This is a genomic window from Pacificoceanicola niger (genome assembly GCF_048553275.1).
In the GTDB taxonomy this organism is placed as follows: Bacteria; Pseudomonadota; Alphaproteobacteria; order Rhodobacterales; family Rhodobacteraceae; genus Pacificoceanicola.
Window position 1 is genome coordinate 33190 of the sequence record NZ_JBLZMW010000020.1, and the last position, 13331, is coordinate 46520.

The following is a 13331-nucleotide window of genomic DNA, read 5'->3' on the forward strand; positions in this document are numbered from 1 at the left end:
CGCACAACCCGCTGCGCACATCGCGAGGGCGCGCGCGCTGGCAAGGCTTGCTTTTCGTCGAAGACATGTCAGTGTTCGCATCATGAGCCTCTTTAGCACGATTTCGGGGAAAACACCCCTGCCCTTCTGTTTTGGTGCCATGCAGTTTGGCGGCAAGGCAAATGCCGTCGAAAGCCGCACCATGTACGATGCCTGCCGGGCCGCGGGCATCGCCTTTTTCGACACCGCGCATGTTTATACGGACGGCGAATCCGAACGGCTTCTGGGCCGCTTTGCCGCGCAGGAGCGGGACGACCTCCTGATCGCGACCAAGGCCAGCTACTCCGGCGGAGCGTCGCGCGCGGCGATCCTCGACTCGGTGGATCAGAGCCGCTCGCGGATGTCGATCGACGTGATCGACCTGCTTTACATGCACCGCTGGGACCCGGACACGCCGCTGCCCGAAACCTTCGGCACGCTGGCCGAGTTACAGCAAAAAGGCATCATCCGGCGCATCGGCGTGTCGAACTATGCCGCATGGCAGGTGATGAAGGCACAGGCCGTCGCGGCGGAATACGACACCCGCATCGACGCGATCCAGCCGATGTACAATCTTGTCAAACGGCAAGCCGAGGTCGAGCTGCTGCCGATGTGCGCCGGTGAAGGCATCGTGCCGGTGCCCTATTCGCCGCTGGGCGGCGGGCTGCTGACCGGCAAATATGCCGGCGGGGGCGCGGGTCGCCTGACCGAGAACGCGATGTACCAAAAGCGCTATGCGCAGGAAAGCATGCACCAGACCGCAAAGGATCTGGCGGCGCTCGCCCGCGATCATGGCACCTCTCCCGCGACACTGGCGGTAGCCTGGGTGGCGCGGCATGTGGCCCGGCCGGTGCCGATCCTGTCGGCGAGCAAACCGGACCAGCTCTCGCCCTCCCTCGCCGCGATCCGGTTCGAGATGGACGATGCGCTCTATGACCAGATCAGCGCGCTCAGCCCGACGCCGCCTCCCGCCACGGACCGCCTCGAAGAGGCGTGATGCTCAGCGCCAGTCCACCACCTCGGGCAGATCCGCGCGGTCCGTGCGGAAACTGTTGGCCGGGTGGCCCGCCTCGGCATAGCCGAAGGACGCCCCGACAAGCACGTCGCGGTCCGCAGCCACATCGAACCAGTCCCGCATGAAAGGCGCATAGCTGGCCACGGCGGCCTGCGGCACCGCCGCGATGCCGCGCGCCTCGAAGGCAAGCAGCAGCGCGGTAAGATACGCGCCGCAATCCAGTACCCCATAGGGGCCGAGCTTCTTCGGCGTGGTGATCAGCAGGAAGTGCGGCGCGCCGAAAAAGGCGAAGTTCTTGCGCATCTCGGCGGCCGAGCCTTCGCGGTCGCCCTTCTGCACGCCCACCGCATCATATAGCTGCCAGCCACAGGTGCGGCGGCGCTCCTTGTAGGCACCCTCGTAGGCCTCCGGAAACGGAATATCCGGGGTGTGGCTTGCGGTCTTGATATGCGCGCTCAGCGCACCGCGCAGGCGCCCGGTCTCGTCCGCGCCGCAGACATGCACCTGCCACGGCTGGGAGTTGCACCAGCTCGGCACCCGCTGGGCATCGCGCAATGCCGCTTCGATATCAGCACGCGGCACCGGATCGGCGCGATAGGCCCGGCAGGAATAGCGGCGACGCAGCAGCGCGCCGAGAACGTCGGAGTCGGAATTGGTCATAGCAGGCCTTTGTCATGAAGCTCGGAAAGGATCGCCGCGCCATCCTGGCCCCGTGCGGGAGGCGGATGCGGCGGCACGGCAAATGTGTCGAAACGCGGCGCGGGCGCCGGACCGCCGTCCGCGCCCCAGATGCCCCGAGCCGCGATATGCGGATCGCGCCGCGCCTCGTCGGGGGTCAGAACCGGCGCAACGCAGGCATCGCTGCCCTCGAAGAGCGCGGCCCAATGCGCGGCTGGCTGTGAGGCGAAATGCGCCGTCAGCGCCTGTGTCGCCCCCGGCCAGGTCTCTGGATCATAGGGCCGCGCAAAGGCGGGATCGTCCGACAGGCCGAGCGTCTCAAGAAACAGCGCATGGAATTGCGGCTCAAGGCATTGCACCGCGACGTGCCGCCCATCGGCACATGCGTAACAGCGCGACCAATGCGGCCCATCGAGCAGCGAACGCCCCCGCGCGCCGATATCGAAGTGCGGCCCCATGGAGAGCAGCAGCGCCATCATGTGGCTTGCCCCATCGACAATGGCGGCATCGACAACCGTACCCGCGCCGGTTTTCTGCGCATTCATCAGCCCCGCCAACATGCCGACCGCGAGGTACATAGCCCCCGCGCCGATATCCCCAAGCATCGTCGGCGGAGGGAACGGCGGGCTGTCCTGGGAGGCGTAGAACAGCGCACCGCTGAGTGCCAGATAGGTGAGATCGTGCCCAGCCTGCTGTGCCCGCGGGCCGCTCTGCCCCCAGCCGGTCATACGGCCATAGACAAGCCGGGGATTGAGGCGATGCGCCACCTCCGGCCCGAGGCCGAGCCGCTCCATCACGCCGGGCCGCAGGCCTTCTGTCATCCCGTCGGCAGAGCGGATGAGCGCGCGGGCGCTGTGCAGATCATCCGGGGATTTCAGATCGAGCGCGATGGACCGCTTTCCCCGATCGAGCAGCGATCGGGACTGTTTCGCCGGGTTCTCTCCCCCGGACTTGCGATGCACGACGATGACCTCCGCCCCCAGATCCGCAAGCAGCATACCGGCGAACGGCGCGGGACCAAGCGCCTCGAATTCAATGATGCGGATACCGCCCAGCATGACTGTCCTCCCGCCGCACAGTGAAGCGGATGTTGCGCGCAATGGGAAGGGTCTGCGCCGCCTGCCGCCGGACACAAAAATCTTGCTGGGACAAAATTTTGGATTGGGGGCGCTGCCCCCGCCGCCTTCGGCGCATCCCCCGGGATAATTTCGGACCGGTAAGGCCAAAGCGTTTTGCTTTTGTTCAAGGCTCGCTATCTATGGGCTATGACATTGCCCCCTTCGCTTCAGGCCTGGTTCGATCAGCGCGGCTGGTCCGTGCATCCGCATCAGCAGGCGATGCTGGAGCGTGCCGACGATCCGGCGCTGTTGCTGATCGCGCCAACCGGCGGCGGCAAGACATTGGCCGGGTTCTTGCCGTCTTTGGTCGACCTGGCGGAGACGCCGGCGGCGGGGCTGCATACGCTCTATGTCTCGCCGTTGAAGGCGTTGGCAGCGGATATACGGCGCAACCTGCGGGTGCCGATCGAGGAAGCAGGGCTGCCGATCCGGGTGGAGGACCGCACGGGCGATACGTCTTATACCCAGAAGCGGCGGCAGCGGGCCGATCCGCCGCATATCCTTTTGACCACACCGGAATCGCTGGCGCTGCTGACCAGTTATGAGGACGCGCCGCGCATGTTCGCCGGGCTCAAACGCGTGGTTGTGGACGAGATCCACGCGCTGGCCGAAAGCAAGCGCGGCGATCAGCTCATGCTGGCGCTGGCGCGGCTGCAGCGGATGTGTCCCGGCCTGCGCCGCGTCGGCCTGTCGGCGACGGTGGAGGATCCGCCCGCCCTGGCGTCCTTCCTCGCCCGGAATCCGGACCCCTGCGAGATCATCCTTGCCGATCCCGGCCCCGATCCGGACATTGCGATGTTGCAGGTGGAGGCCCCACCGCCTTGGTCCGGCGGCGGCGCGGCCTATGCCATTCCTGCCGTGCTGGAGGCCGTGAAACAGCACCGCACCACGCTGATCTTTCACAACACGCGGGCACAGGCGGAGATCTTCTTTCGCAACCTGTGGCTTGCCAACGAGGATGCCCTGCCCATCGGCATTCACCATGGCTCGCTCGACCGGGCGCAGCGCGAGAAGGTGGAGGCGGCGATGGTGGCCGGTCAGCTGCGCGCCATCGTCTGTACCGGATCGCTGGATCTTGGCATCGACTGGGGCGATGTCGATCTGGTCATTCAGGTCGGCGCCCCGAAGAACGTGAAACGGCTGGTGCAGCGGATCGGGCGCGCGAACCACCGCTATAACGCCCCGTCCAAGGCGCTGCTTGTCCCTGCCAACCGCTTTGAGGTGGTGGAATGCGTCGCGGCGCTGGAGGCGGTGCGGGCGCGCGATCTCGATGGTGAGCCGCGCGGGCCGGGGCCGCTGGACGTGCTGTGCCAGCATATCCTGATCGCCGCCTGTTCGGGGCCGTTCGAGGCAGGCGCGCTGTTTGAAGAGATGCGCAGCGCTGGCCCCTATGCCGGCCTCACCCGCGCCGCCTTTGACGATTGCCTGGAATTTTGTGCCACCGGGGGCTATGCGCTGCGGGCCTATGACCAGTGGAAGCGCCTGCTGCAGCGGCCCGACGGGCTGTGGCAGTTGCGCGATCCGCGCTCTGCCCTGCGGATCCGGCAGAACATCGGAACCATTCAGGACACCGATACGCTCAAGGTGCGCTGGCGCGGGCGTGGCGGCGCGCCGCTGGGCGAGGTCGAGGAAAGCTTTGCCGCGAGCCTGACTCCCGGCGACACTTTCCTGATCGGCGGACAGATCGTGCGCTATGACCGGCTGCGCGAGATGATCGTCGAAGTCAGCCGCGATGCCGCGAAAAAGCCGAAGATCGCGGTATTCAACGGCACCAAATTCGCCACCTCGACACAGCTCTCGCAGCGTATCCTGCGCATGTTCCGGACCGGCGACTGGTCCGGCCTGCCGGAGCACACCGCCGATTGGCTGCGCCTGCAGGCAGAGGTGAGCCGTTTGCCGCAGCCCGGGCGGCTGATGATCGAAACCTTCCCCCATGACGGGCGGCAGAACATGGTTGTCTATGGCTTTGCCGGGCGCAATGCGCAGCAGACGCTCGGCCTCTTGCTGACCAAGCGGATGGAGGAGATGGGGCTGGCTCCCATGGGCTTTGTCAGCAGCGATTACGCCACTCTGATCTGGGGGCTCGACGCGGTGGGAGATCCCGCCGCGCTGTTCAACATTGAAGCGCTGGAGGCCGGGTTGGATGGTTGGCTGGCGGGAAATGCGGTGATGAAACGGACTTTTCGCGCCTCTGCCACGATTGCCGGGCTTATCGAGCGGCGGCTGGGCGGTACGAAAAAGACCGGACGGCAGGCGACCATGTCCTCCGACATTCTCTATGACACGCTGCTGAAATACGATCCCGAACACCTGATGATGCGCGTCACCCGGCAGGAAGCGATGCGCGGCCTCGTCGATTTCTCGCGCATCCGCGAGATGTGCGAGCGGGTCGGCGCGCGGATCGACCACGTCCCGCTGACCCGGATTTCGCCGTTGTCTGCGCCGCTGTTCCTGGAACCTGGGCGCGTACCGGTGAACGGCGGTGCGGACGAGCGACTGCTGGATGAGGCCGTGACACGGCTTTTGCAGGAAAGCGGGCTGGCGGCGGTCGGATGACCGCATGGCGCCCGGCTTGCTCCTTCCGGATCAACGCGCCTCTCCTCCGCCGGGGTCTCGCGCCGCTCGCAAAGCTGCCCGATGCGGCGCTGGCCACGCGACCTACCGGCGCGCGGGAGCAAAGCCAGACCCTTGCCGCGCGGGGCCGGGCATGGCATGGAACAAGCCATGAACACCCACGCGTTTTCCTTCCACGGCGCACAGCTTCTCGCGCTGCCGTCCGGGGCCCTGCACTGGCCCGAGCAAGAGCTTCTGGTCGTTTCGGATCTCCATCTGGGCAAGAGCGCCCGGCTGTCGGCGGTCGGCGGCGCACAGCTGCCGCCCTACGATAGCCGTGAGACCCTGCTGAGGCTGGAGGCGGACCTTGAGACCAGCGCGGCGCGGCGGGTCATCTGTCTTGGCGACAGCTTTGATGCGCCCGGGATCGAGGCGGCGCTGCCCGAGCCGGATCGCCTGTGGATCACCCGGCTGCAGGCCGGGCGCGACTGGACCTGGATCGAAGGCAACCACGATCCGGGACCCGTGGCCCTTGGCGGAACGCATCGCGACAGCCTGGAGATCGGCGCGCTGCAGTTCCGGCACATTGCCTCTGGCCAGATCGGCGAGGTGTCCGGCCACTACCATCCCAAGGCGCGATTGCAGCTCCGTGGCCGGAGCCTGTCGCGGCCGTGTTTCCTTGTCGATTCCGCGCGATTGATCCTGCCCGCCTTTGGCGCCTACACCGGCGGACTCGACTGCACCCGCGCGCCGCTCTGCGGCATGATGAGGGACGGCGCCATGGCGATCCTGACCGGCCAGCGCGCGCTGGCGATCCCGATGCCGCGTTAGGCTTGCGTTGCGGTCCGCGCCATGCGCCAATGCGCCATGGACATAGACCGCATTTACGACAGTTTCGCCCGTCAGGGCATGATGACCACGCTGCAGGCGCGCATTGAAACGGTGGCCGAAGGCGCTGTGACCCTCTCCGCGCCGATCACGCCCGCCACCTCGCAACAGCAAGGCTTTGGGCACGCCGCGCTGACGTTTGCGCTGGGGGACACGGCGGCGGGCTATGCCGCGCTGAGCGTGATTCCTGAGGGCTCGGAGGTGGTCACCTCGGAGATCAAGATCCATCTGCTGTCGCCCGCCATCGGGGACCGCCTGATCGCGCGCGGGCGCGTTGTCAAACCGGGCAGACGCCTGGTGGTGGTCACCGCAGAGGTATTTGCCCTGCGCGATGGCGCGGAAAAGCAGGTAGCGCTTCTGACCGGAACGATGGTGCCTGTGCCCCTCGGCTAGGACACTGTCCCGCAGGATTTCATGTCGGGCGCCGCCCCCGTAAAGACGCGGGGGCGGGCGCCTTTGGGATCAGGCGGTGAGGCCGTCCGGCTCCGCAAGACCGTGCGCCCGGCAACAGGCCGTGATGGTGTTCGCCAGAAGGCAAGCGATGGTCATCGGCCCGACGCCGCCCGGCACTGGCGTGATCGCACCGGCCACCTCGGACACCGACGCGAAGTCCACATCGCCCAGCAGCTTGGACTTTCCCGGCCTTTCCGGGTGCGGAACGCGGGTGATGCCTACATCGATCACCGTGGCACCGGGTTTGACCCAATCGGCCTTCACCATCTCCGCGCGCCCCACGGCGGCGACAAGAATATCCGCCCGGCGGCACACCTCGGCAAGATCTCGGGTGCGGGAATGGGCGACGGTCACGGTACAGTTTTCCTGAAGCAAAAGCTGCGCCATCGGCTTGCCAAAGAGGTTCGAGCGGCCGATCACCACGGCCTCGAGCCCCGACATGGACGCGATCTGATCCCGCAGCAACATCAGGCAACCAAGCGGCGTGCAAGACACCAGCCCCGTCTCGCCACTGGCCAGAAGACCCGCATTGACCACACTCAACCCGTCCACATCCTTCGCAGGGTCGATCCGCGCCACCACTGCGCGCTCATCAAGATGATCCGGCACCGGAAACTGGCACAGGATGCCATGCACCGCAGGGTCGGCATTCAACTTGTCAATCAAGGCGAACAGATCCGCTTCGGAGACATCCGCCGGCAACTTGTGCTCAAAGGACGCCATGCCGACCTCAACGGTCTGCCGGTGCTTGGCCGCCACATAGACCTCGCTCGCCGGGTCCTGCCCGACCAGGACGACCGCCAATCCCGGCGTGATCCCGTGTTCGTCCTTCAGACGCGCCACATGCCCCGCCACCCTCTCGCGCAACTCTGCGGCAAAGGCCTTTCCGTCGATCACTGTCGCTGTCATCCGTCTTTCCCTTCCTTGCCCTGCGTGCCGCCGCGTGGAAATGAACGGCCTCGATCATCACCGGCCAGATAGGCAGTGTGCTGATCAATTGCACCCGGTGTCTTTTTTCACAAAACTCTAGCCCGACCTATCGCCCCGCGAAGCGCCGGACAAGGGCGCCCGGCGGGATGGTGGGCGGGGCGATGTCGCAGGCTTTGCAAAAGCCGGGACGAGCGCCGCGCCCATCCCGGCCCGCTTGCCTCAGAACAGACCTTCGATCAGCCCTTCGTCGTTGAGACGGATCGTCTCGGATGCCGGTGTCCGCGGCAGCCCCGGCATTGTCATGATTTCACCGCAGATCACCACGACAAAACCCGCACCCGCAGACAAGCGCACTTCACGGACCGGAACCGAGTGGCCGGTCGGCGCGCCCCGGCGGTTGGGATCGGTTGTAAAGCTGTACTGGGTTTTGGCCATGCAGACCGGCAAGTTGCCGAAGCCCGCATCTTCCCATTCTTTCAGCTGATTGCGGATCTTGGCATCCGCCAGAACCTCATCCGCATGATAAATCGACTTGGCGATGCGCTCGATCTTCTGGAACAGCGGCATGTCGTCGGCATAGAGCGGCGCGAATTGGCTGGCGCCGCTGTCGGCGATTTCCGCGACCCGGGTGGCCAGATCGGCGGAGCCTTCAGAGCCCAGTTCCCAGTGCCGTGACAGGATCGCCTCGGAGCCCTGGCTTTCGACATAGGCTTTCACCGCGTCGATTTCCGCGTCTGTGTCGGTGACAAAGTGGTTGATCGCCACGACCACCGGCACGCCGAACTGCTTGAGGTTGCCGATATGACGGCCGAGGTTGGCGCAACCCGCCTTCACCGCGTCCACGTTTTCACCGCCGAGGTCCGCCTTGGCGACGCCGCCGTTCATCTTCATCGCGCGCACCGTGGCGACCAGCACCACGCAGTCCGGCGCGAGGCCCGCCTTGCGGCACTTGATGTTCATGAACTTCTCGGCCCCGAGGTCCGCGCCGAAGCCCGCTTCGGTCACAACATAGTCGGCCAGCTTGAGCGCCGTCGTGGTGGCGATCACGGAGTTGCAGCCGTGGGCGATATTGGCAAACGGGCCGCCGTGCACGAAGGCCGGGTTGTTTTCCAGCGTCTGCACCAGGTTGGGCTGCATCGCGTCCTTGAGCAGGACGGTCATCGCGCCATCGGCCTTGATATCGCGGCAATAGATCGGCGAACGGTCGCGGCGGTAGGCCACGATCATGTCGCCAAGGCGGCTTTCAAGATCGGCGAGGTCTTTCGACAGACACAGGATCGCCATGACTTCGGAGGCGACGGTGATGTCAAACCCGGTCTGGCGCGGGAAGCCGTTGGCCACGCCGCCGAGCGAGGTCACCACATCGCGCAGCGCGCGGTCGTTCATGTCCAGAACCCGGCGCCAGGTCACGCGGCGCTCGTCGATTTCCAGCTCGTTGCCCCAGTAGATGTGGTTGTCGATCATCGCGGACAGCAGGTTGTGCGCCGAGGTGATGGCGTGGAAATCGCCGGTAAAGTGGAGGTTCATGTCCTCCATCGGCACGATCTGCGCCTTGCCGCCGCCCGCTGCGCCGCCCTTCATGCCGAAGTTCGGCCCAAGCGAGGCTTCGCGGATGCAGACGGCAGCCTTCTTGCCGATCCGGTTGAGACCGTCGCCAAGGCCCACGGTGGTCGTGGTCTTGCCCTCGCCCGCCGGGGTCGGGTTGATCGCGGTCACGAGGATCAGCTTGCCGTTCGGACGATCCTGCACGGAATTGATGAAATCCTGGTTCACTTTCGCCTTGTCGTGGCCATAGGGCACGAGGTTCTCAAAGGCGATGCCGAGTTTTTCACCGATCTCGCGGATCGGGAGCTTGTTCGCCTCGCGGGCAATTTCGATGTCGGTCTTGAAGGCCATCTTGCGTGCAGTCCCGTTGGGTTGAGGGTTTTTTTGGTCTGTCAGGTGCAGCCATACCCGCCCGCCCGCATCCCTGTCGCCGCGAATCCGACCTTTCGCGCGCATTGTGCGGCGCGGCGTGATCAGGACCAGAGCGCAGGGGCGCGCATCGGAAACGCCGGGCGCGTGACGGCGACAGGCGGCGATACCACCTGCGTCAATTGTGGGGCGGCGCTCGTCTCATGCGTGCGGGTGCCAGTGGCGCTGGCCGGGGATGTGAAGCGTCAGCGTGTCGCCAACGGCCACGCGCCCCTCGCGCGCGACCCAGGCGGTCACGCCCCGGTGGCCCTCTGCTGCAGATTTGAAGCCCTTGGCCGGATCCCCCAGCACATGGCGCAGGCTTTTCGCCGGAAACTGGCAAGGTTGGTTGAGCATGTCGATCGCGACCGTCGCACCGGAGGGCGCCTGCAGCCGCGAGGACGGCGGCACATGGCTGAAATCGTGGATGCCCCGGATCACCATGCTCGCCCCGAGCCGCGCCGGATCCAGCGCCGAGGCCTCTACGCCCATGGCCTGCGCGATGATCCCCAGTTCCTCTTCCGAGACGATGCTCAGCTGGCGTTCGTTGCGAATGTCCGTGCCCTTCGGATATTGCGATTTCACCCGGCTGCAGGAGGCCCGCGTCAGCCCGCCATGCACCGATCCCGCGATCCCGTCAAAGCGCAGGTCAAGCGTGTCGCGCACCTCCGACATCAGTTCCTGGCGGTCCGTGCTCGTGACAACGCCAAGCCAGACGATCTCGGCGGTGTAGTCTGTGGGTATCAGGGCAGGCATCATGCGCTCCATGCTGTAGGGCGGGGTTTCACCCCGCCGCGCGGGTCAGGGTAAAGAACATCCGCCGGAACGGGAAGAGCACGCTGCCGTCCTCTCCCGCCGGATAGGCCTTGGCGACCACCTCTTCATAGGCGCTGATCAACTGTCTTTGCTGCGGTGCCGACAGTGCCGAGAGGATCGGCCTGGCAAAGGTGCTCTCGGAGAACCGCCGCACCGGGTGCCCCTCGGTGCCGGGAGCCAGCGGCTGGTAATACTCTGTTTCCCAAAGATCGAACTGCCCCAGCGGGCTCAGCAGGCGATGGTATTCCGCAGGCAGCAACACGCCCGGCAGCGCGTCATGGTCGACAATGCCGGGGAACAGCTCGTCGGCTATACTCAGCCACATGCGATGCGACGGCGCCCGGTTCTGATGCGGCACCTGCACGGCCAGTGTGCCGCCCGGAGCCAGCGCCGCCGCAAGACGCGGCATCAGGCTGTGATGGTCCTTCAGCCAATGCAGCGCCGCGTTGGAAAAGATCAGACCGGCGGGCGCTTCGGGCACCGGCGTCCAATCGTTCACATCGCCCCGGATCAGCGCATCATACGCACCGCTCTGCTGCGCCTGTTCCAACATGGCGGGCGACATGTCGATCCCGATCAGCCGTCCGGTGCCCATCCGCGACCGCAGCACCGGACCCGCCGCACCATTGCCGCAGCCGAGATCATAAGCGACCGTCGCCTCCGGCGGCGCCGGCACCCGCGCCAGAAGATCCAGCGCAGGACGCAGCCGTAGACCGGCGAATTGCGCGTATAGCGCGGGGTTCCAGTCGTTTTGGGTCATCGGATCTTTCCGGTCGCTGTGGGGTGTTCTTCTGTCATAGCCCATGCGCCGGGTCCGCAACAGGAAAAGCACGCGCGCCCAAACGCCCCAGCCGCCGCTGCTCGCCTCCGGCGATCTGCCCCCTGGGACGCAAAACGGCCGCTCCGAAGAGCGGCCGCCGGGGTGCGTTCACATCAGGCCGAGGGTTCCGGCTCCATCCCGCCACCCTTCGGCTTTGCCTTGGGTTTGGTCTTGGGAATGGCCGTCACGCTGGGCGTCTCTTCGGCGGCACTGGTGCCATCGTCGTCGTCCTTCGAAGTCGGCGGATCACCGCGCATCACGCGAACAATTTCCTCGCCGGTCAGCGTCTCATACTCCAGAAGGCCCTGCGCCAGCCGCTCCCAATCGTCCTTGCGTTCCGTCAGGATCTGGAAAGCGCGATCGTAGGCGTCCTGGATGAAGTTTTTGACTTCGTCCTCGATCAGTTCCTTGGTGTGCGCCGAAACCGACAGACCGGCAGTGTTGCCCGAGTAGCCCTCATGCGCTTCGGAATAGTCGATATTGCCGACTTTATCCGACATGCCCCACCGCAGGACCATCGCCCGCGCCAGTCCGGACGCCTGCTGGATGTCGCCCGCCGGACCGTTTGACACATTCGGCGCGCCATACTTGATGATCTCCGCCGCCTTGCCCGCCATGGTCATGGCCAGCTTTTCCTCACACTCGGATTTGTGCCAGTTGAGACGGTCGATCTCGGGCAGCGAGACCACCATGCCAAGCGCACCGCCGCGCGGGATGATCGTCGCCTTGTAGACAGGATCGCACTGCGGCAGCGTCAGGCCAACAACCGCGTGGCCGGCTTCGTGGTAGGCGGTCTTCTCCTTCTGGTCGTCTGTCAGAACCATGCTGCGACGCTCCGCGCCCATCATGACCTTGTCCTTGGCCTGTTCGAAGTCTTCCATCGTCACGAACCGCCGCCCCACACGCGCCGCCATCAGAGCCGCCTCGTTCACAAGGTTGGCAAGGTCCGCGCCGGAGAAGCCGGGCGTGCCGCGTGCGATGATCCGCAGATCCACATCGGGGCCAAGCGGCGTCTTGCGGGCGTGCACCGCGAGGATCTTCTCGCGGCCCTTGATGTCCGGGTTCGGAACGGTGACCTGACGGTCAAACCGGCCGGGACGCAGCAGCGCCGGGTCCAGAACATCGCGACGGTTGGTCGCGGCGACGATGATCACACCCTCGTTGGCCTCGAAACCGTCCATCTCGACCAGCAGCTGGTTGAGCGTCTGTTCACGCTCGTCGTTGCCACCGCCATAGCCTTGACCACGGGCGCGGCCCACCGCGTCGATTTCGTCGATAAAGACGATACAGGGCGCGTTCTTTTTGGCCTGCTCGAACATGTCGCGGACACGGGATGCGCCGACACCCACGAACATTTCAACAAAGTCAGAGCCGGAGATGGTGAAGAAAGGCACGCCCGCCTCGCCCGCGATCGCGCGCGCCAGCAGCGTCTTACCGGTGCCCGGAGGACCAACCAGAAGCGCGCCCTTGGGAATCTTGCCCCCCAGACGGCTGAATTTCTGCGGATTGCGCAGGAATTCCACGATCTCTTCGAGCTCTTCCTTGGCTTCGTCGATGCCTGCCACGTCATCGAACGTGACGCGGCCATGCTTTTCGGTCAGCAGCTTGGCCTTGGATTTGCCAAAGCCCATGGCACCGCCTTTGCCGCCGCCCTGCATGCGGTTCATGAAGTAGATCCACACCCCGATCAGCAGCAGGAACGGCAGCAGGGAAAGCAGGAAGGACTGGAAACCAGACTGCTCCTGCTGCTCGGCACGGACTGGAATGTCCTTGTCGATCAGGAGCTTGGTAACTTCAGCGTCCTCGGGCTTGATGGCCACGAAGTCCTGACCGTCATTCGTCCGGAAGCGGACCTGCTCGCCGTCGATGACCACGTTGCTCACCGAATTGTCGTCCACGGCGCGGACGAATTCGGAGTAACTGGCCTCGCGGCTCTGCAGCGTCGATCCGCCGCCCGAGAACAGGTTGAACAGCGCCAGGATCAACAGGAACAGGACGACCCAGAAGGCGATATTGCGAGCGTTGCCCAAGGGAAAACTCCTTTGAATACGTAAAGACGCCGTCGTGCGGCGCTTCCGTGTAACATAGA

Annotated in this window: 11 protein-coding genes; 4 read left to right on the plus strand and 7 right to left on the minus strand. The window is 65.4% G+C overall.

Features of this window, described 5'->3' with window-relative positions:
• Positions 1-82 precede the first annotated feature (82 nt).
• A complete protein-coding gene (locus ACN2XU_RS20665) occupies positions 83-1015 on the plus strand; it encodes an aldo/keto reductase (protein WP_419412247.1) in 933 nt (310 codons plus the stop codon).
• Positions 1016-1018: 3 nt separating this feature from the next.
• On the opposite strand, the gene ACN2XU_RS20670 is transcribed toward ACN2XU_RS20665, so the two are convergent.
• Both ACN2XU_RS20670 and ACN2XU_RS20675 read right to left on the minus strand, forming a co-directional pair.
• Positions 1019-1693, minus strand: a complete 675-nt coding sequence (locus ACN2XU_RS20670) for a nitroreductase (protein WP_419412248.1) — start codon at positions 1691-1693, stop codon at positions 1019-1021.
• Positions 1690-2769 carry a CaiB/BaiF CoA transferase family protein gene (locus ACN2XU_RS20675; RefSeq protein ID WP_419412249.1) on the minus strand — a complete coding sequence of 360 codons (1080 nt, stop codon included), beginning with the start codon at positions 2767-2769 and terminating at the stop codon, positions 1690-1692. Before ACN2XU_RS20675 ends, ACN2XU_RS20670 begins: the two co-directional genes overlap by 4 nt.
• Positions 2770-2976: 207 nt before the next feature.
• Here ACN2XU_RS20675 and ACN2XU_RS20680 point away from each other — a divergent pair, with 207 nt between their 5' ends.
• The 3 genes from ACN2XU_RS20680 to ACN2XU_RS20690 all read left to right on the plus strand — a co-directional run bounded on the left by ACN2XU_RS20680 (position 2977) and on the right by ACN2XU_RS20690 (position 6663).
• The gene (locus ACN2XU_RS20680; RefSeq protein WP_419412250.1) at positions 2977-5385 is read left to right on the plus strand and encodes a ligase-associated DNA damage response DEXH box helicase; all 2409 of its coding nucleotides are present in this window, start codon (positions 2977-2979) and stop codon (positions 5383-5385) included.
• A gap of 168 nt (positions 5386-5553) precedes the next feature.
• The gene (pdeM, locus tag ACN2XU_RS20685; protein WP_419412297.1) at positions 5554-6213 is read left to right on the plus strand and encodes a ligase-associated DNA damage response endonuclease PdeM; all 660 of its coding nucleotides are present in this window, start codon (positions 5554-5556) and stop codon (positions 6211-6213) included.
• A gap of 36 nt (positions 6214-6249) precedes the next feature.
• Positions 6250-6663, plus strand: coding sequence for a PaaI family thioesterase (locus ACN2XU_RS20690; protein WP_419412251.1), 414 nt, complete (start codon positions 6250-6252; stop codon positions 6661-6663).
• 69 nt (positions 6664-6732) lie between these two features.
• Here the strand turns inward: ACN2XU_RS20690 and folD are convergent, their stop codons facing one another.
• From folD to ftsH, 5 genes are all read right to left on the minus strand, one after another.
• Positions 6733-7632 carry a bifunctional methylenetetrahydrofolate dehydrogenase/methenyltetrahydrofolate cyclohydrolase FolD gene (gene folD, locus ACN2XU_RS20695; RefSeq protein WP_419412252.1) on the minus strand — a complete coding sequence of 300 codons (900 nt, stop codon included), beginning with the start codon at positions 7630-7632 and terminating at the stop codon, positions 6733-6735.
• 240 nt (positions 7633-7872) lie between these two features.
• Positions 7873-9549 (minus strand): formate--tetrahydrofolate ligase, encoded by a 1677-nt coding sequence (locus ACN2XU_RS20700; protein ID WP_419412253.1) that lies wholly within the window; start codon positions 9547-9549, stop codon positions 7873-7875.
• Between the two features lie 219 nt (positions 9550-9768).
• Positions 9769-10362: an MOSC domain-containing protein gene (locus ACN2XU_RS20705; RefSeq protein WP_419412254.1), complete on the minus strand. Its 594-nt coding sequence runs from the start codon at positions 10360-10362 to the stop codon at positions 9769-9771.
• A 28-nt stretch (positions 10363-10390) separates the two neighbouring features.
• On the minus strand, positions 10391-11182 hold the full coding sequence (locus ACN2XU_RS20710; RefSeq protein WP_419412255.1) for a methyltransferase domain-containing protein: 792 nt from the start codon (positions 11180-11182) through the stop codon (positions 10391-10393).
• Positions 11183-11355: 173 nt separating this feature from the next.
• Positions 11356-13272 (minus strand): ATP-dependent zinc metalloprotease FtsH, encoded by a 1917-nt coding sequence (gene ftsH, locus ACN2XU_RS20715; RefSeq protein ID WP_419412256.1) that lies wholly within the window; start codon positions 13270-13272, stop codon positions 11356-11358.
• Between the last annotated feature and the right edge of the window lie 59 nt (positions 13273-13331).